The organism is Acinetobacter sp. 802_lipA, assembly GCF_058242885.1.
The window spans coordinates 1,592,347-1,611,581 of the sequence record NZ_JBZAYP010000001.1; the positions used below are offsets into that span (position 1 = coordinate 1,592,347).

A 19,235-nucleotide genomic window follows, 5' to 3' on the forward strand; every position below is an offset into this window, starting at 1 on the left:
GTCATGACCTCAGGCATACTGCGGTCATGAAAATGCTGCCTGATTTAAGCCAACTGACCCATGAACAACTGCTGGAATTTACCCGGCAGTTGGCGATGCAGCATCAGTCTCTGGCACAATCAAATCAAGAATTAGAAAAATCAAACCAGCAATTGGATGCCAAAGTTCAACATCTTTCCATTCTCACGCAAAAATACGAGCATGAGCTCGCACTATTTAAACAGCACAAATTTGGCAGTAAAAACGAACATCTCACCGCAAAACAAATCCATCTGTGGGATGAAGCGGTCGAAGAAGATATTGCCGCTGTTGATCTGGAACTGGAACGGCTGAATGCAGATAAAACTGATGCAGCGACACACAAAGCCACAGTCAACAAACCTAAACGTCGACTGCTGCCCGATCATCTACACACCATCCGTATCGAGCATGAACCAACATCAACCCAATGTGCTTGTGGCTGCACCTTGCGTCGTATCGGCGAAGATATCAGTGAAAAACTACATTTCAGACCGGCACAGTTCTATAAGGAACAGCATGTGCGTGGCAAATGGGTCTGTGATCAGTGTGACACCCTGACTCAGCAAGCGATGCCTGCCTATGTGATTGATAAAGGCATTGCTTCACCTGAACTGCTCAGCCATGTGCTGGTATCGAAGTATGCCGATCATTTACCGCTGTACCGTCAACGTCTGATCTATCAGCGGGCGGGAATCGAGCTTTCTAGATCAACGTTATCTGACTGGATAGGTCGCTGCGGTGTGGAACTGGAACCTCTGGCCAATGCCTTAAAACAGGTGGTGCTGCAACAGCGGGTGATCCATGCCGATGAAACGCCGGTCACCATCATGCGGATGGGTGATGATGAGAAAAAACCGAAGAAAGGTTATGTCTGGGCCTATGCCACTACACAGTACAATCCAGTTCAAGCGGTGATCTATGACTTTCAGGATAGCCGTTCAGGTCAGCATGCAGAAGAGTTCCTGAATGGCTGGCAGGGCCATCTGGTCTGTGATGATTACAGTGGTTATAAAGCACGCTTTAAATCAGGCGATGTCATAGAGGTGGGCTGCATGGCGCATGCACGTCGTAAATTCCATGAGCTACATGTGACCGGGAAAAGTCAGATCGCTGAACAGGCATTACTGATGATTCAGAAACTGTATGCGATAGAAGCAGAACTCAGGAAAAAGACCGATGGTACAGCAGAACACCGCCGCGAATACCGACAACAGCACAGCCAACCGGTGATGCAACAACTGTGTGAATGGCTCAACCAACATTATCTGACGGTGCCATCGAGTTCTCCCACCGCCAAGGCCATCAATTACAGTCTGAAGCGTTGGCCAGCCTTAAGCCGCTATCTGGATGATGGCAATCTACCCATTGACAATAACTGGGCAGAGAACTCAATGCGTCCCTGGGCATTGGGCCGTAAGAACTGGTTGTTTGCAGGTTCGCTGCGCAGTGGACAGCGAGCGGCAAATATCATGACTTTAATCCAGTCAGCAAAGCTGAATGGGTTGGATCCGTATGCCTATCTCAGTGATGTGCTGAAAAGGCTGCCGACGCATAAAGCGACCCAAATAGAAGAATTACTACCACATCGCTGGAAATCCAACTCAAATTAAAAAATAGGCATGGGGTTCAGCGGACGCTTACCAATGACAACTGTAAGCGTCCGCTGAACACACCTTATGAATTCGTCCTATAAGCCTTAATTTAGTCCTCACTTAAAAACAAGTGGGAACTTAAATTTATGACTACAAATAACCAGACATCCATCGCATCTCTTACGATAAAACGAAGAACATATAGTGCTGAATTTAAACAGCAGATCGTTCAGGCGTGTAAAGCATCGGAGGTTTCAATTGCTTCGGTCGCTTTGCAACATGGATTGAATACAAATCTTGTATCCAAATGGATTCGCTTAATTGATGCTAAGCCAGGGAATGATCGCTCACTACTACCGAATAAACCTGCATTTATTGCCTTATCTTGCTCCGCACCATTAGATCCTATCCCTACTGGCATGTTAACGGTTCAAATTACTTTACCCCACTCAAAAGCAGAAATTGGCTTGAAATGGCAAGTATCAGAAATATCTGCTTTAGCAGAATTACTCAAGGCACTTACAACATGATCCGTATCGATGAAATCTGGTTGTCTACTCAGCCCATGGACATGCGTGCAGGTATGGATACGGCCATGGCTCAGGTGGTGAGAGCCTTTGGCTACATCAAACCGCATTGTGCTTACCTGTTCTGTAATAAACGTGGCCATCGCATGAAAGTGCTGGTACATGATGGACTGGGGATCTGGCTGTGTGCTCGGCGGTTGGAACAGGGAAAATTTCACTGGGCTAAAGTTCACCAGGGTGAAAGCGTAGCCCTCAGCCCAGAACAGTTACAGGCACTGATCCAGGGTTTGCCTTGGCAGCGCATTGGACGACAGCAAGTGGTCACAATGCTCTAAACTAGCTTGGTCCAAGTTGCTATTCTCCAAACGTTCTATTTCATTCTTCTCATGACCTCAGGCATACTGCGGTCATGAATACGCTGCCTGACTTAAGCCAACTGACCCATGAACAACTGCTGGAATTTACCAGACAGTTGGCGCTGCAGCATCAGTCTCTAGCACAATCAAACCAGCAATTAGATGCCAAAGTTCAGCATCTTTCCATTCTCAATCAAAAATACGAGCATGAACTGGCGCTGTTTAAAAAGCACAAATTCGGCAGTAAAAACGAACATCTCACTGCAAAACAAATCCACCTATGGGATGAAGCGGTTGAAGAAGATATTGCTGCTGTTGATCTGGAATTAGAACGATTAAATGCAGATAAAACCGATGCAGCGACACAGAAAGCCAAAACCAATAAACCTAAACGTCGACTGCTACCCGATCATCTACACACCATCCGTATTGAGCATGAACCTGCATCAACCCAATGCAGTTGTGGCTGCCAGTTACGTCGTATCGGCGAAGATATCAGTGAAAAACTGCATTTCAGACCGGCACAGTTCTATAAGGAACAGCATGTGCGTGGCAAATGGGTCTGTGATCAGTGTGACACCCTGACTCAGCAAGCGATGCCCGCCTATGTGATTGATAAAGGCATTGCCAGTCCTGAACTGCTTAGCCATGTGTTGGTCTCGAAATACGCAGATCATTTACCGCTGTACCGTCAACGTCTGATCTATCAGCGGGCGGGAATCGAGCTTTCTAGATCAACTTTATCTGACTGGATAGGTCGCTGCGGTGTAGAACTGGAACCTCTGGCCAATGCTTTAAAAGAGGTGGTGCTGCAACAGCGGGTGATCCATGCCGATGAAACGCCGGTCACCATCATGCGGATGAGTGATGATGAGAAAAAACCGAAGAAAGGTTATGTCTGGGCCTATGCAACAACCCAATATAATCCAATTCAAGCCGTGATTTATGACTTTCAGGATAGTCGTTCAGGCCAGCATGCTGAAGCGTTCCTGAAAGACTGGCAGGGCCATCTGGTCTGTGATGATTACAGTGGTTATAAAGCACGCTTTAAATCAGGCCAAGTCATTGAGGTGGGCTGCATGGCGCATGCTCGTCGTAAATTCCATGAACTGCATGTGACCAAGAAAAGTCAGGTCGCTGAACAGGCCTTAGTGCTGATTCAGAAACTGTATGCCATAGAAGCAGAACTCAGGAGAAAGACCGATGGTACAGCAGAACAGCGCCGCGAATACCGACAACAGCATAGTCAACCGGTGATGCAACAACTGTATGAATGGCTCAACCAGCATCAACTGACGGTGCCATCGAGTTCTCCAACCGCCAAGGCCATCAATTACACTCTGAAGCGTTGGCCAGCTTTAAGCCGCTATCTGGATGATGGCAATCTACCGATTTGCAATAATTGGGTGGAAGTGCGACACGAAGTCGCTTAATGAAGTTGTTCCCCCCTGCGGGAACCACCCGTGTCACCGGGTGAATCTAGAAGGCTGAATAAAGAGCGCCTTCGACAATGTAACGAGGCACCGCAAGGTGCGGGGTATCAATCGTGAGAGGCGTACCCTTCTGGCAGCCATAGCCGGACAAGGGCTAGATAATCGGTATGGTGAACACATGTGAATCTGCGTAACGATCGTTAAGTTGAACGAGCGGAAATGGCTGATACGCTCGAACCAAAACGGTAATGGAGGTGGGAATTGCGTCTTTCGACTACGCATTCGTGACCCATACGCCTCCCGGTCGATAGCAGGCACCTAAGCCGATGTACTTCAGTAAGCGGAACGTGGAAATCCCGTATTACTCCCATTGGGAAAGCAGTTTGCAAAAACTGCCCATGGTGATGCGGGCGAAGGAACGAGGAAAAAGCGAATGCCAGTCTGTAATGGGTTGGATAGAGGTTGAAACATTACCCCACGCGAAAGCGGGCTGACGTCCTTATGGTCTCTCATCACAAGAGAGTGTGTAGAACCCTTTTAATGGAGGGAGAGCAAATGAATGCAGCAGTATCAGCGTGTGCACCTTCCAGCACATCGTGGGACAGCATCGATTGGATTGCTGTACAGCGTCATGTCAGAGGGCTGCAAGCGCGTATTGTGAAGGCGGTACAAGACGGCAGGCATAACAAGGCGAAAGCTTTGCAATGGCTGCTGACTCACTCGTTTAGTGGCAAAGCATTGGCCGTCAAACGAGTGTCTGAAAACAAAGGCAAAAACACGGCTGGGGTCGACAAGGTGACTTGGAATACACCCAAGGCCAAGACCGGTGCGATGATGTCGTTGAAGAGGCGAGGTTACACGCCCCTTCCGCTTCGGAGAGTCCTTATTCCGAAGAAAAATGGCAAGATGAGACCTCTCGGGATACCCACGATGAAATGCCGGGCCATGCAGGCGCTCCATCTGCTGGCTTTGGAACCCATCGCGGAGACCATCGCTGATCGGAACTCTTATGGGTTCAGACCGCAACGCTCAACCGCGGATGCTGCAGCACAGTGCTTTGGTGTGCTGTCAAGAAAAGTAAGTGCGGAGTGGGTGCTAGAGGGTGACATTCAAGGCTGTTTCGACAATATCAGCCATGACTGGATGATCGCCAACCTCCCAATGGACAAGGTGATTCTACGGAAATGGCTCAAAGCCGGTTACGTCTACCAAAGCAAGCTGTTTCCCAGTCTTTCCGGAACACCGCAAGGAGGTATTATCTCCCCGGTGCTGGCCAACATGACCTTGGACGGACTGGAAACGATGCTGGCGAAGAGGTTCTCTAACGCCAAATGGACAGGCAAAAAGCTGCAACTGGTACGGTATGCGGATGATTTCATCATCACGGGGTATTCTAAAGAGTGGCTCGAAAATGAAGTTCGTCCTGCCGTGGTTGAATTTCTGGCGCAGCGCGGTCTCGTGCTCTCTCAGGAAAAGACCAAAATCACGCACATAGGGAACGGGTTCGATTTTCTTGGCTGGAACGTACGTAAGTACAACGGCAAGCTACTGATCAAGCCGTCAAAGGCAAACATCAGCGCTCATCTTGACAAGCTGCGAGCATTAATCAATGCAAACAAAGCGACACGACAGGCCACTTTGATCGGTTTGCTCAACCCGATTCTAAGGGGTTGGGCCAACTATCATAGTCATGTCGTTGCCAAGAAGGTTTTCAACCAGGTAGACAACGCAGTGTGGGAAATGCTCTGGCGATGGGCTGTACGTCGCCACCCTCGCAAGACACTCCGATGGGTCAAAGATCGGTATTTCAAAGTACAAGGAGCGCGTCGATGGGTGTTCTCATGTGATGAACAGTCCGCCGATGGTCGGAAGCGACAATACACATTAGTGTCTGCCTCGGACACGCCAATTGTGCGACATATCAAGATCAAGGCTGCTGCTAACCCTCATGACCCCGCATGGGATGAGTACTTCGAATCCCGATGGGGTAAAAGAATGCTGGTCTCCGCAAAGGGGCGAGCCAAGCTGTATCGGGTGTGGCTAAAACAAGGTGGTCGCTGCTGCGCCTGTCTTAAACCAGTCACCAAAGATACACCATGGCACAGCCGTCATATTGTGAAGCTAAGTCATGGTGGAACGGATGCAGTTGCTAATCTTGAGATTTACCATCTGTATTGTCCGAGGAGTGTTCAGTTTGCCAATGTCAACGATGTATAACCGGGTGCCGAATGGCGCCTTAGCAGAGGCTTGAGCCGTGTGCTGGGAAACTCGCATGCACGGTTCTTAGGGGGTTGGACGTAGGTAACTGCGTCTGACTACCCGACAACCAGGTGCGGCCTTGGGCGTTGGGACGTAAGAACTGGTTATTTGCAGGTTCGCTGCGTAGTGGTCAGCGAGCGGCAAACATCATGACTTTAATCCAGTCAGCAAAGCTGAATGGGCTGGATCCGTATGCCTATTTAAGTGATGTGCTGAAAAGATTGCCGACCCATAAAGTGACCCAAATAGAAGAATTGCTACCACACCGCTGGAAATCCAACTCAAATTAAAAAATAGACATGGGGTTCAGCGGACGCTTACTGACAACTAAGAAACCAACAAACTCATCATGAAATAAGCAATTGACGCCTTTTTATCAACAGACATAAAAAAAGCCACCTTTCGGTGGCTTTTTTAATCTCAAACCGTCTCTTATTGAGCGCGGTTTTTGATTTTGCGGATGGTTTCCAACTGAGCAGCAGTTTCTGCAAGAGCAGCCAAAGCAGCAGCCGAGTCCAAGTCGCTCTTTTGATTCGCAAGCAATTGTTCAGCGTGTTTACGCGCTTCAAGAATTGCTGCTTCATCTAAGTTTTCTGCACGGACTGCAGTATCTGCAAGAACCGTAACAACATGCGGTTGAACTTCTAAAACACCACCAGATACATAGATTAACTCTTCTGTACCGTTTTCAAGCAGAACACGGATTGTACCCGGCTTGAGTAAAGTTACTAGTGGCGTGTGACCAGGCATAATACCTAATTCACCACCAGCACCTTTAGCAATTAGCATCGTTACAGTGCCAGAGTACAAAGACTCTTGAACACTTACAACATCACACTGCATAGTCGACATGAGAATCTCCTAAATTAGGTAACTAATTAAAGTTTCTCAGCTTTAGCAATTACTTCGTCAATACCACCAACCATATAGAACGCTTGTTCTGGAATGTGGTCATATTCACCAGCTAAAAGACCTTTAAAGCCACGAATCGTTTCTTTAAGCGGTACAAGTTTACCAGGAGCACCAGTAAACACTTCAGCTACGTGGAACGGTTGAGAGAAGAAACGTTGGATTTTACGCGCACGGTAAACAGTCAACTTATCTTCTTCTGCAAGTTCGTCCATACCAAGAATCGCGATGATGTCTTTCAATTCTTTATAACGTTGAAGAACGTTTTGAACTGAACGAGCAATCTCGTAATGCTCAGTACCCACTACTAGTGGATCTAACTGACGTGAAGTTGAGTCAAGTGGATCGATCGCTGGGTAAATACCAGAAGATGCGATGTCACGGCTCAATACTACAGTTGCATCTAAGTGAGCAAATGTAGTTGCAGGCGATGGATCTGTTAAGTCATCGGCAGGTACATATACCGCTTGGATTGACGTAATCGAACCAGACTTAGTCGATGTAATACGTTCTTGAAGAACACCCATCTCTTCTGCAAGTGTCGGTTGGTAACCTACTGCAGATGGCATACGACCTAGAAGTGCTGATACTTCAGTACCTGCTAGTGTATAACGGTAGATGTTATCTACGAACAATAGTACGTCACGGCCTTTGCCGTTTTCGTCTTTCTCGTCACGGAAGTACTCAGCCATGGTCAAACCAGTCAACGCTACGCGTAAACGGTTACCCGGTGGCTCGTTCATCTGACCGTAGACCATTGCTACTTTGTCTAGAACGTTTGAGTCTTTCATCTCGTGATAGAAGTCGTTACCTTCACGAGTACGCTCACCAACACCAGCGAACACAGATAAACCTGAGTGCGCTTTCGCGATGTTGTTGATCAACTCCATCATGTTTACAGTTTTACCAACACCGGCACCACCGAACAGACCAACTTTACCACCTTTAGCAAACGGGCATAGTAAGTCGATAACTTTAATACCAGTTTCTAAAAGGTCAGTAGAAGCTGCTTGTTCAGCATAAGAAGGTGCTTGACGGTGAATCGGCAAACGCGCTTCAGTCGCAACTGGACCAGCTTCGTCGATTGGGCGACCAAGAACGTCCATGATACGACCCAAAGTCGCTGTACCCACTGGTACAGAGATTGGAGCGTTAGTATTCGTTACGTTCAAACCACGCTTAAGGCCTTCAGTAGAACCCATTGCAATAGTACGAACTACGCCATCACCAAGTTGTTGCTGAACTTCTAATGTAGTTTCAGTGCCATCAACGTGGAGAGCGTCATAGATCTTAGGAACGCTGTTACGTTCAAACTCGACGTCGATAACCGCGCCGATGATCTGAATGATACGACCGCTACTCATTGCTGTCTCCTCAATTCAAAATAATGTTAAACGGCAGCGGCACCACCAACGATCTCAGAAATTTCCTGAGTAATCGCGGCTTGACGCAGCTTGTTATAAATAAGTTGTAGGCTCTTGATCAAATCACCTGCGTTGTCCGTTGCAGCTTTCATTGCAACCATACGAGCTGACTGCTCACACGCGATGTTTTCGATCACGCCTTGATATACCACAGACTCGATATAACGAACCAATAAGCCATTTAAAAGCTCTTCAGCTTCAGGCTCATAGATATAATCCCAACCGTATTGACGGTTAAGGGTCTTGTTTTCTTCAGCAGTTGCTAAAGGAACAAGTTGTTCGATTTTTTGATTTTGAGTCATGGCATTGACAAAGCCGTTTGACACAAGATAAATACGATCTAACTCGCCTTTATCAAATGCGTCTAACATCACCTGTACAGAACCAGATAACTGTTCAAGGCTTGGTGTATCACCGACATTTGTCGTAGCACCCAGCACTTTACCGCCGTAGTTTTTAAAAAACGAAACCGCTTTTTGACCAATTAAAGCAAATTGAACTTCAATTGACTGCTCTTGTTGCTGTTGTACGTGTTTAACCACTTTTTTGAACAAGTTAATGTTCAAACCACCAGCAAGGCCACGATCTGAAGACACAATGATATAGCCAACGCGCTTAACCGGGCGTTCAACCATATAACGGTGTTTGTATTCAGGATTCGCTTGAACCAAGTGAGCAATTACACGGTGCATATTTTCGGCATACGGACGGCCTTGAGCCATGCGCTCTTGCGCACGACGCATCTTAGAAGCTGCTACCATCTGCATCGCGCGAGTAATTTTCTGCGTGCTTTTGATACTAGCTACTTTGGCGCGAATTTCTTTTAAATTTGCCATACGCTTAACCTAGTATTCGAAGGCCTTTTCGAGCCCTCGAAGGTTGATCCGTGAACCAAACCAAAACTAAATCCAACTGAAGTTGAAATTAGTAAGTTTGAGTCGCTTTAAAGCTTTCAATACCTGCTTTGATTGCAGCTTCGATGTCTTTGTTGTAATCACCAGTTTCATCGATGTTTTGCATTAACGCAGCATTTTCTGAACGGAAGTAAGAGATTAACGCAGCATCAAAGTCTACGATTTTCTTCACTTCAACGTCAGCCATATAGCCTTCGTTAGATGCATAAATTGAAACAGCTTGGTCAGCAATTGAATATGGAGCATATTGTTTTTGCTTCATTAATTCAGTTACACGTTGACCATGTTCAAGTTGCTTACGCGTTGCTTCATCAAGGTCAGAAGCAAACTGAGCAAACGCTGCCAATTCACGGTATTGCGCCAAAGCAGTACGGATACCACCAGACAATTTTTTGATGATCTTAGTCTGCGCTGAACCACCAACACGAGATACAGAGATACCCGCGTTCACAGCAGGACGAATACCTGCGTTGAATAATGATGTTTCAAGGAAGATCTGACCGTCAGTGATCGAAATTACGTTGGTTGGTACGAATGCAGATACGTCACCCGCTTGAGTTTCAATGATTGGCAATGCAGTTAATGAACCAGTTTGGCCTTTAACTTCACCATTCGTGAATTTCTCAACATAGTCAGCAGAAACGCGCGAAGCACGCTCAAGAAGACGAGAGTGAAGATAGAATACGTCACCTGGATACGCTTCACGACCTGGTGGACGACGTAATAACAATGAAATTTGACGGTAAGCAACAGCTTGCTTAGACAAATCATCATAAATGATTAGTGCGTCTTCACCGCGGTCACGGAAGTATTCGCCCATTGTACAGCCAGAGTATGGAGCCAAGTACAACATTGCTGCTGGATCGGCTGCAGCTGCTGCTACAACAGTGGTATACGCCATAGCGCCAGTTTCTTCTAGCTTGCGCACAACGTTAGCAATAGTCGATTGTTTTTGACCAATAGCTACGTATACACATTTAATGCCAGAGTTTTTCTGAGCGATGATCGCATCGATCGCCATCGCTGTTTTACCAGTTTGACGGTCACCAATGATCAACTCACGCTGACCACGGCCTACAGGGATCATTGTATCTACTGATTTATAACCAGTTTGTACAGGTTGATCCACTGATTGACGCCAAATTACGCCTGGTGCTACTTTTTCAACAGCATCAGTTAATTTTGCATCAATTGGGCCTTTACCATCAATTGGGTTACCCAAAGCATCTACTACACGGCCTAAAAGTTCTGGACCAACCGGAACTTCTAATACACGACCTGTGCAACGCGCTTTTTGACCTTCTTGAAGGCTTAAGTAGTTACCTAAAACAACGACGCCCACTGAATCCTGTTCTAGGTTCAGTGCCATACCGTATAAGCCGCCGTCGAATTCGATCATTTCACCGTACATTGCATCAGCAAGGCCGTGAATACGCACAATACCGTCGGAAACCATAACAATGGTCCCTTCGTTTTTAGCGGTCGCGCTGGTGTCCAGATCGCCGATACGCTGTTTAATGAGCGCACTGATCTCGGATGGATTCAGTTGTTGCATTGCGCTATACCTCAATCTTTTTAAAGTTCAGTCTTCATATGCAATTAAGCAAGAAGACGAGTCCGCATTTTTTCTAGCTTGTTAAGCGCAGAATCATCTATCACTTGGTCGCCTGCACGAATAACAACACCAGCAATAAGCTCTGGTTTAACTTCTACAGAAACATTTACCGCAGCTTCGAATTTTTTCTCTAAAGCATGTGCAAGTAATTGTTCTTGTACAGAAGTCAATGGGAATGCAGATTCAATCACTACATCCACAGTATTGTTATTCTGTGATTTGAGCTGCTCGTATTCAGCAGAAATTTCAGGAAGAAGCGCCAAACGGTTGTTTTCAGCAAGCAATGTCAAAAAGTTTGACACTGCTGCAGTTTGGTCTTCGCCTAATACTTTTGCAAAAAGACTTACCTGCTCAGCAGGAGTAAGCTCAGGGCGAGTTAAGAAAGCTGAAAATGCTTCGTCTTGCACCGCAGCACTGAGCAAGTTCAATGCAGATGACCAAGAGTCAGTTGCATTTTGCTCAGAAGCGTAAGCAAATGCTGCTTTAGCGTACGGGCGTGCCAACGTCAAGAGTTCAGCCATAATCCGCCTCTCTTAAAGTTTAGCAGCCAGCTGAGTCAGCATGGCATTGTGAGCTTCAGCATCAACTTTTTGGCTAAGAATTTTCTCAGCACCTGTTACTGCAAGATCAGCAACTTGTTGACGTAATTCTTCACGAGCAGAATTGATTTCTGTATCAACAGCTTCTTTTGCTTGTTGACGAATACGCTCACCTTCAGCTGACGCTTGAGTACGAGCTTCTTCTACCAATTGTGCACCGCGACGGTTCGCTTGTTCGATCAATTGAGCCGCTTGCGCTTTCGCTGCATCTAATTCAGCTTTCACTTGAGCTTGCGCATCCGCAAGATCAGCTTTTGCTTTTTCAGCAGCGTTTAAGCCATCAGCGATTTTACGCTGACGCTCACTAATCGCATTGATTAGTGGTGGCCATACAAATTTCATGCAGAATGCGACAAACATCGCAAATGCAATCGCTTGGCCAATCAATGTGAGGTTGATATTCATTGCTATTCCTCAATAGTTTAATTTAGGAATTAAGCTGATTAACCTACAAATGGATTAGCAAAGATGAAGAACAAGCCAATACCAACACCGATCATAGGCACAGCATCAAGAAGACCCGCGATTAAGAACATACGAGTTTGAAGTTGTGGAGCCAATTCTGGTTGACGTGCAACAGCTTCAAGGAAGCGACCGCCTAAAAGACCAAAACCAATCGCAGTACCTAAAGCACCAAAAGCGATCAAGATAGCAGATGCAATTGCAACTAGACCTAAAGTGAGTTCCATGATAATTCCTCAGAGGTTAGGTTTATACCAAATTAAATTAAAAAATTATGCGCCCAACCATCCAGTGATAGTTGGGCATTACCATTAATGCTTTTCGCTTGCCATGCTCAAGTATACGATAGTCAGCATCATAAAGATGAATGCTTGTAGCGTGATAACAAGAATGTGGAAGATCGCCCAAGGCACAGACAACGCCCATTGGATCCAGAACGGTAATAATGCGATAAGGATGAAGATTAACTCACCTGCATACATGTTACCGAAAAGTCGTAGAGCCAATGAAACTGGACGTGCAAGGAATGTTACTAATTCAAGAATTAAGTTCACTGGAATCAATAACGCTTTTGCAACTGGGTTACTTGGGTTAAATGGGTTAAGTGCTAATTCGCCAACGAAACCACCAATCCCCTTTTCGCGAATACTGTAGAACAAGATCAGTACAAATACAGATAAAGACATACCTAGGGTAATGTTTGGATCTGTAGAAGGTACAACCTTGAAGTAAACGTGATGAGGATCCATACCAAATACACTTGCACCAATCAGTTGAGCTGTATACGGAATAAAGTCAACTGGGATTAAGTCCATTGCGTTCATGAGGAAAATCCACACGAAAATGGTCAATGCAAGTGGCGCAATTAAGCGTGATTTGCCATGGAAAGTGTCGCGAACACTTGAGTCCACAAACTCAATGATCATTTCAATTGCAGACTGGAACTTGGTTGGAACACCAGAGTTTGCAGCTTTCGCTACGCACCAGAACAACAAACAGAAAATCACACCAAGAGTGATAGACCAACCCATTGAATCCAAGTGAATAGCAGTGAACCCCATCTGTTGAGCTTCTTCAGCAGTCTCAGCCAACTTCCATGAACCGTCTGGCATTTTGCCATACGTCATATTCGTCAAGTGATGCTTGATATACTCGGTCGAAGTAAGGGCATGTTCTTCAGCAGCCATAAATCACACCTGGTCAATGTCAAATACAAATAGAGAGAACGAACATCGCGTGCTGCTTGATATCTCGTTCATCTCCTAAAAAACTTTTCAATTTTTTGTAGTGCTTATTAAACTCGTTTTTGTTGACGCGACACCCAAAATGGAGCAACCCACGTCATGGTTTGAACGAGCATAAAACCACAAAACAACGCCACCGCTGACAACGGTTTGACATTGCTTAAAATTAAAATGAAACCAACAATCACAATTGCAAACTTACCCATCATGCCTTTATACATGTTCGCAAGAACTTGTTTAGAAGCGCGAGCTCCTGCTGCTCGAAACGACTGCCATGAAAAATAGCAAGTCGCAAGCCAACACACGAGCGCACCTAATGCTGCACTCAGGGCTGCAGTTGAGTCTTTTACGACCCAGCCGATCAAGGCTGAAACAGGAATCATACATGCTTGTAAGAGGACTAAAGCTTTCGCTAATCGTCGGTCAATCAAGCGACTAGTTCGGCTCATTATTTATTCACTCACAACAATCATGCTTGACAAGTTTAGCTGATGATTATTTTTAATCGCAGGCATTATAGAGTTACACCCCTGAACATGCAATCTTTTCCCGACCTAAGTCGAGTTTTTTTCTATGTTTAAATTGCTTTTAAACTAATCAATTATTGTTCAATTTTTGCGTTACTTTCGCGCATTTAGCACACATTTATGCACATGATCAGCCAATTGCTTCCATGCGCTGACAAAATCTCCTGCCCCAGTCATGCTTTCATCAACGGCTTGGAAAACCAATGGGTTCAACTTTTGATATTGTGCTTGACTGGCATGCACTTCAGCCAAAAGGCACATCTTTGAATAAGGGCGGCTGTCATTTAAGTATTTGATTTGCGCAACCGTAGGGGCAATATGTGGGTCATCTGTCAAGGCGCCTGCAAAGCGTAAGTTTAAAGGTCGCTCAATGTATTGATAGGCATCATGAAAAGACCAATACGGGCGAGCTTGGGTACTTTGACTATATATAGCTGAGGCTTGCAACATTTTCTGAGCAAAGATTTTGGCATTGTTCCAGTAGCGCTCCTTATACTCAGGCATCTGCTGTGAACGCAGGCCCGCAATAAAGAAACCAATGCGTACCGCATTGTTTGGGTCAAGCCAAACATGGGTATCGATGGTATTTTTTAAGGCATCACCACGAGTATTGCGCAGTGGTAAAACATTGATAATGCCTGAATCTAAAATAGAAACTGCTTTATCATTGGGGGTCAGGAGTTTATCCAGCGGTGCTTCATGTGCTCGTCCCAACCAAATAACCAAACCTGCATCCTGAATGATTTTACGATGCATTGGGGTCAAACTCACATCATGTCCAGATTGATCGGCCAACAATAAGGTTGGTTTTTCAATGCCTTTTGTCACTTCCTGTGCAATCAAGTAAATCGGCTGTGTAGAAACAACCAAGTCTTGCGTCCAAGCAACACTACTAAACAGCGCAAACGCAAAAAAAGCCAAGAAACGGGACATGGGGAGCAATCACTAGAAATACAATTAGTGTTATAATATAACAAATCGACAAAAATACCTATGCCTAATCGAAACTCTCTGCGCTTCATGTTAAGATTTAATGTCGTTTTTCTTTTATAAATTTTGCACTTGAGGTTTGTTATGAGCGCTTGTTCTCACGAACACCACCATGCTTTACATGATGTGCATGGTCATCACAACGTTGAGACGCGTTTGGCTGAAGCAGAAGTCTTGTGCGCAGCAACTGGTGCGCGCCTAACCCCCTTAAGAAAAGAAGTCTTGGCATTGATCCTGAATGCGACAGGCCCAATGGGTGCATATGACTTATTGGCTAAAATTAAAAGCAATGCCGACCGCCCTGCTGCCCCACCAACGGTGTACCGCACCTTAGACTTTTTATTAGAAAAGGGCCTCATTCACCGACTCACCTCGATTAATGCCTATATTCCGTGTTGCCATCCCCGTGAAGGCCATCAAGCAGCCTTTCTCATTTGTACTGATTGCAAATCAGTGACAGAGGCCTCTGCTCAAGGATTATTACAACAACTCGATGCACTTTCCGCAGCCGATGGTTTTACGGCACAACATAGCATTATTGAAATTTCAGGAATTTGTCAGCAGTGTCGCCACAAATAAACCTCGATCCTGTTCTGGTCGAACTCTCCCAAATTAGTGTTCGTATCGATGAACGCGACATTTTAAAGCATGTCGATTTTGTCTTACATGAACGGGAAATTGTGACCCTGATCGGCCCAAATGGTGCGGGAAAATCCACGCTCATTAAAGTGCTGTTGGGTATTGTGCACCCTAATGCTGGCGACATTAAAACAACAAAGCCACTCAAGTTTTCTTATGTACCACAAAAATTTAATCCCTCACATAGCCTACCGCTTAGGGTGAAAGACCTTTTGGCTTTGGAAAAATGCGATCCTGTAATCAAGCAAGAAATTATCCACGATACTGGGATCAGCAAACTTGAAAATTCTAAAGTACAGCAGCTTTCAGGTGGAGAGCGCCAGCGCGTTTTACTGGCACGTGCACTGTTACGTCAACCCGATATTTTGGTTCTCGACGAACCGATGCAGGGCTTAGACATTCAGTCTGAGGCTGAGCTGTACGACTATGTGCGCAGTTTACCCGCCAAATATGGTTGTGCTGTGCTCATGGTTTCACATGATTTACAGTGGGTCATGCAAGGAACTCATCGTGTGGTGTGTTTGAATAAACACATTTGTTGTAGTGGCCTGCCTGAAAGTGTGCAACAACACCCTGAGTATCAAGCCATTTTTGGTACTAACCGCGTGTTCTATCAACATCATCATGATCACTGCGCACATGGTGATAGTGCAACGCCTTGTCAGCATGACGCTCGCCCACACATTCACCCTGAACCGGAAGCTTAAGTCATGATGGAATGGTTACAACTGCTGTTGCCTGCATGGATTATGGGCACGCTTCTGGTCTTTTTAACTGCGCCACTAGGCTGTTTGATGCTATGGCGCCGCATGTCTTTCTTTGCCGACACCATGGCACATGGCACATTACTGGGTGTCGCGATTGCAGGAGCAATGGCGTTGCCCCTGTGGATGGGTGTGGCTTTTATTGCGGGCTTGTTGGTGGCGATCCTTTGGGTGTTGCATGATCCACGGTTACCGAATGACGCCTTACTCGCACTCTGTTCTGCGACCTTGCTCTGCTCGGGTCTGATGTTTATTCAACATATTCCAAGTTTAAGACCTGAGTTACTCAGCTATTTATTTGGTGATTTGCTCACGATCACATGGGCAGACCTGCCCGTTTTTGCCACTGTTATTGTTGTTGCGTTGGCAGTGCTTTATAAAAGTTGGCAAGCTCAAATTCAAATCGCAATCGATCCTGATATGGCCGTCAGTGAAGGCGTCAGTGCGAAATGGCAACGCTTGATTTTTATGTTGCTACTGGCTTTATTTACCATTTTAGCGCTTCGTGCAGTAGGTTCTTTACTGATGGGTGCCTTGCTTGTCATTCCAGCACTTACCGCTCGACTGCTTGCCCACTCTCCAAAACAAATGGTGATTTGGGCCTTTGTGATTGCGCAAATTGGGGTGACGGTGGGTTTATGGTCCAGTGCAGGGCTGAATACCTCTACAGGACTCAGCATTGTTTTAACCATGTCGATTTTGTTTGCGTTGATTTTTATCGCGCAGAAGTTCAAAAAACTGACATAAATAAATGAGCCATAAACGTTATTTTATCAGCGCATGTCTACTCGGACAAAAAGTCCGTTATGACGGCAAAGACTGCTTAGTCTCTCAGTTAGTTCAAGCTTTGCTCGATAAAGATTATGTCAGCTTATGTCCTGAAGTCAGTGCAGGACTTCCAACCCCGCGTCCCGCAGCAGAAATTCGCCACGGGTCAGGTGCTGATGTTTTATTAGGCCACGCACAGGTTTTTTCCTCAGATAGTCATCAGCTTAGCGATGTCTTTATTCAAGGTGCTTACAAAGCTTTAGCATTAGCGCGAGCCAATCATGTCACGCATGCCGTGCTCAAAGCCAATAGCCCATCCTGTGGCAGCGATGGTATTTATGATGGCTCATTTACTGGACAAAAAATTGCAGGGGAAGGAATCACTGCCGCCCTATTTCGTCAGCACGGTATACATGTGGTTACCGAACAACAATTTTTAGCAGAATTGACGCAGACTAAACTTACTGATGAACCAAACTAAGCAGTCCCGCCGCACAACTGAACAACACTGCGAAAGTACGATTGAGATATTTTTGCTGTCGCGGAGATTTTAAGAGTTTTAAAACTTTCGCTGCTAACCCCGTATATCCCGCCATCACAATCAAATCAATCGTGACCATCGTGACGGCCATCACCGCATATTGACTCCACTGTGGTTTAGACAAATCCAAAAATTGTGGTAAAACAGCCAATAAAAATACGATTGCTTTGGGATTGCTCATATTGATCAAAAAGCCATACATCACCAATTTAGAGCGCGATTTAGTCGGTTGTTCTTGTTGAATTTCAATCGATTGGATGGGTGCCATCCATTGTAAATAAGCCAAATACAATAAATAAGCCACACCAAACCACTTCACAGCCCAAAATGCCCAAGGCGTTGTGGCAAAGAGCACCCCTACCCCAGCCGCCACAATACCGATTTGTACCAACAAGGCGAGTTGTAAACCCAGCGCATTCCAATAACCATGCCGAAAACCATAGTTAAGGCCACTCGACATTGACGCAATGGCCCCTGCCCCTGGAGAAATACTAATGATCCAACATGCGAGTACAAAGCCAAGCCAAATTTGAAATGACATAGTGGTATTGAGAAAAAAATGACCTTTAGATTATATGATCTTTCATGCTTTTAGGGTTTATTATTCATCAATGAATTTATCACTTAAGGCTATGAAGCTGAAACTGCATAAGGCACAATAAGTACAGCCAATAGAAATAACAATTTTTTTAGGAGCCATGAATGACCGCCCAATCTGTAATTCTACCATTACCTTCAGATCATGCCCGTTTTATTGTTTTACGTTTAAAAGATTTAAGTATTGAAGAACTTAAAGAAAAATTAGAAGATTTATTTTCAACTCGTGATCGCCTTATTACCCAACATCCACATGCGCAGATTAAAACAGCTGTTGCTTTTGGCCCTGAACTTTGGGCACAACTTCATCCTACAGCGCCTGCAGGGTTTAAACAGCTAGAGCCCATTTATGGCTCTTTCAATATGCCTGTTTCACCTGCGGATGTTTTAATTCATATTGCGTCTCAGCGTACCGATATTTGTTTTGCCCTTAGCCAATCCTTCTTTGAAGGCATCCAAGAGAAAGTTGATGTTTTAGATGAACGAGTCTGTTTCCGCAATTTTGATGGTCGAGATTTGACTGGTTTTATTGATGGTACTGAAAACCCGCAGTTCCCCGATGATCGTGCTGCAACGACCTTATTAAGTGAAGATGCAGGAGTATTCGCCGATGGTTCTTTTATCTTTGCGCAGCGCTATTGCCATGATTTGGAAAAGTGGAAAAAATTAAAAGTTGATGCTCAAGAGCAAGTCTTTGGACGGACAAAACTTGAAAGTATTGAACTAGATGATGACGTTAAGCCTGAAAATTCTCACGTTGCACGTGTCGTGGTTGAAGATGATGAAGGCGAAGAAATGGAAATCCTACGTCACTCGCTTCCTTATGGCGATGGTAAAGGTGAGCAAGGTTTATTTTTTATTGCCTATACGAAAGATTTAAACATTATTGATGCGATGTTACTGCGTATGTTCGGCACCAGTGGTGATGGAATTCATGACCGTATGCTTCATTTTGTGACTCCTGTTGACGGTGCTTATTATTTTGCGCCGAGCGAAGAGTTGTTGGAAGCAGTGTTGGAAGGGTGAGTTTAAATTAGGAGTAACTATCATTTTT

The 19,235-nt window shown here is 45.4% G+C and carries 20 protein-coding genes and 2 pseudogenes; 11 read left to right on the top strand and 11 right to left on the bottom strand.

The window, feature by feature from the left end; all coding sequences use genetic code 11:
* The first annotated feature begins 26 nt into the window (after window positions 1-26).
* The 6 genes and pseudogenes from tnpC (AC4CU3_RS08000) to AC4CU3_RS08025 all read left to right on the top strand — a co-directional run.
* The gene (gene tnpC / locus AC4CU3_RS08000; protein ID WP_201952670.1) at window positions 27-1,631 is read left to right on the top strand and encodes an IS66 family transposase; all 1,605 of its coding nucleotides are present in this window, start codon (window positions 27-29) and stop codon (window positions 1,629-1,631) included.
* Window positions 1,632-1,759: 128 nt separating this feature from the next.
* Window positions 1,760-2,143, top strand: coding sequence for an IS66-like element accessory protein TnpA (gene tnpA, locus AC4CU3_RS08005; RefSeq protein WP_043974824.1), 384 nt, complete (start codon window positions 1,760-1,762; stop codon window positions 2,141-2,143).
* The gene (tnpB, locus tag AC4CU3_RS08010) at window positions 2,140-2,475 is read left to right on the top strand and encodes an IS66 family insertion sequence element accessory protein TnpB (RefSeq protein WP_004642106.1); all 336 of its coding nucleotides are present in this window, start codon (window positions 2,140-2,142) and stop codon (window positions 2,473-2,475) included. Before tnpA ends, tnpB begins: the two co-directional genes overlap by 4 nt.
* A 74-nt stretch (window positions 2,476-2,549) precedes the next feature.
* A pseudogene (tnpC, locus tag AC4CU3_RS08015) lies at window positions 2,550-3,908 on the top strand (IS66 family transposase); the annotation flags it as partial.
* Window positions 3,909-4,484: 576 nt separating this feature from the next.
* Window positions 4,485-6,146, top strand: coding sequence for a group II intron reverse transcriptase/maturase (gene ltrA, locus AC4CU3_RS08020; RefSeq protein WP_005167203.1), 1,662 nt, complete (start codon window positions 4,485-4,487; stop codon window positions 6,144-6,146).
* 104 nt (window positions 6,147-6,250) lie between these two features.
* A pseudogene (locus AC4CU3_RS08025) lies at window positions 6,251-6,478 on the top strand (transposase domain-containing protein); the annotation flags it as partial.
* A gap of 142 nt (window positions 6,479-6,620) precedes the next feature.
* On the opposite strand, the gene AC4CU3_RS08030 reads toward AC4CU3_RS08025, so the two are convergent.
* The 10 genes from AC4CU3_RS08030 to AC4CU3_RS08075 form a co-directional block, all read right to left on the bottom strand.
* The gene (locus AC4CU3_RS08030; RefSeq protein WP_010325652.1) at window positions 6,621-7,040 is read right to left on the bottom strand and encodes a F0F1 ATP synthase subunit epsilon; all 420 of its coding nucleotides are present in this window, start codon (window positions 7,038-7,040) and stop codon (window positions 6,621-6,623) included.
* 26 nt (window positions 7,041-7,066) lie between these two features.
* Window positions 7,067-8,461 (bottom strand): F0F1 ATP synthase subunit beta, encoded by a 1,395-nt coding sequence (gene atpD / locus AC4CU3_RS08035; protein WP_104221778.1) that lies wholly within the window; start codon window positions 8,459-8,461, stop codon window positions 7,067-7,069.
* A 26-nt stretch (window positions 8,462-8,487) separates the two neighbouring features.
* Entirely contained in the window at window positions 8,488-9,357 is an 870-nt protein-coding gene (gene atpG, locus AC4CU3_RS08040) for a F0F1 ATP synthase subunit gamma (RefSeq protein ID WP_004984038.1), read from the bottom strand.
* 88 nt (window positions 9,358-9,445) lie between these two features.
* Window positions 9,446-10,990 carry a F0F1 ATP synthase subunit alpha gene (gene atpA / locus AC4CU3_RS08045; protein ID WP_004684423.1) on the bottom strand — a complete coding sequence of 515 codons (1,545 nt, stop codon included), beginning with the start codon at window positions 10,988-10,990 and terminating at the stop codon, window positions 9,446-9,448.
* 44 nt (window positions 10,991-11,034) lie between these two features.
* Window positions 11,035-11,571, bottom strand: coding sequence for a F0F1 ATP synthase subunit delta (locus AC4CU3_RS08050; protein WP_004984037.1), 537 nt, complete (start codon window positions 11,569-11,571; stop codon window positions 11,035-11,037).
* Between the two features lie 12 nt (window positions 11,572-11,583).
* Window positions 11,584-12,054, bottom strand: coding sequence for a F0F1 ATP synthase subunit B (locus AC4CU3_RS08055; RefSeq protein ID WP_004684420.1), 471 nt, complete (start codon window positions 12,052-12,054; stop codon window positions 11,584-11,586).
* A 38-nt stretch (window positions 12,055-12,092) separates the two neighbouring features.
* Entirely contained in the window at window positions 12,093-12,338 is a 246-nt protein-coding gene (gene atpE / locus AC4CU3_RS08060) for a F0F1 ATP synthase subunit C (protein ID WP_000424060.1), read from the bottom strand.
* An 84-nt stretch (window positions 12,339-12,422) separates the two neighbouring features.
* Window positions 12,423-13,298: a F0F1 ATP synthase subunit A gene (gene atpB, locus AC4CU3_RS08065; protein ID WP_004684418.1), complete on the bottom strand. Its 876-nt coding sequence runs from the start codon at window positions 13,296-13,298 to the stop codon at window positions 12,423-12,425.
* A 107-nt stretch (window positions 13,299-13,405) separates the two neighbouring features.
* Window positions 13,406-13,804, bottom strand: coding sequence for an ATP synthase subunit I (locus tag AC4CU3_RS08070; RefSeq protein WP_004684416.1), 399 nt, complete (start codon window positions 13,802-13,804; stop codon window positions 13,406-13,408).
* Between the two features lie 171 nt (window positions 13,805-13,975).
* Complete coding sequence (locus tag AC4CU3_RS08075) at window positions 13,976-14,815, bottom strand: metal ABC transporter solute-binding protein, Zn/Mn family (RefSeq protein ID WP_490738081.1); 840 nt, start codon at window positions 14,813-14,815, stop codon at window positions 13,976-13,978.
* Between the two features lie 141 nt (window positions 14,816-14,956).
* Here AC4CU3_RS08075 and AC4CU3_RS08080 point away from each other — a divergent pair, with 141 nt between their 5' ends.
* From AC4CU3_RS08080 to AC4CU3_RS08095, 4 genes are read left to right on the top strand one after another with little or no spacing between them, the layout of a single operon-like run.
* Window positions 14,957-15,451 (top strand): transcriptional repressor, encoded by a 495-nt coding sequence (locus AC4CU3_RS08080; RefSeq protein WP_058868677.1) that lies wholly within the window; start codon window positions 14,957-14,959, stop codon window positions 15,449-15,451.
* Window positions 15,436-16,218 (top strand): zinc ABC transporter ATP-binding protein ZnuC, encoded by a 783-nt coding sequence (znuC, locus tag AC4CU3_RS08085; protein ID WP_183175633.1) that lies wholly within the window; start codon window positions 15,436-15,438, stop codon window positions 16,216-16,218. The genes AC4CU3_RS08080 and znuC overlap by 16 nt, the downstream gene beginning before the upstream one ends.
* A 3-nt stretch (window positions 16,219-16,221) precedes the next feature.
* A complete protein-coding gene (gene znuB, locus AC4CU3_RS08090; protein ID WP_004984031.1) occupies window positions 16,222-17,022 on the top strand; it encodes a zinc ABC transporter permease subunit ZnuB in 801 nt (266 codons plus the stop codon).
* Between the two features lie 4 nt (window positions 17,023-17,026).
* Complete coding sequence (locus tag AC4CU3_RS08095) at window positions 17,027-17,524, top strand: 2-thiouracil desulfurase family protein (RefSeq protein WP_058868675.1); 498 nt, start codon at window positions 17,027-17,029, stop codon at window positions 17,522-17,524.
* Here AC4CU3_RS08095 and AC4CU3_RS08100 read toward each other — a convergent pair.
* Window positions 17,505-18,125 (bottom strand): LysE family transporter, encoded by a 621-nt coding sequence (locus AC4CU3_RS08100; RefSeq protein ID WP_183175634.1) that lies wholly within the window; start codon window positions 18,123-18,125, stop codon window positions 17,505-17,507. The two genes, AC4CU3_RS08095 and AC4CU3_RS08100, sit on opposite strands and share 20 nt — an antisense overlap.
* Window positions 18,126-18,286: 161 nt before the next feature.
* Between AC4CU3_RS08100 and AC4CU3_RS08105 the strand changes: the two genes are divergently transcribed.
* The gene (locus AC4CU3_RS08105) at window positions 18,287-19,207 is read left to right on the top strand and encodes a Dyp-type peroxidase (RefSeq protein WP_058868673.1); all 921 of its coding nucleotides are present in this window, start codon (window positions 18,287-18,289) and stop codon (window positions 19,205-19,207) included.
* Window positions 19,208-19,235: the final 28 nt, after the last annotated feature.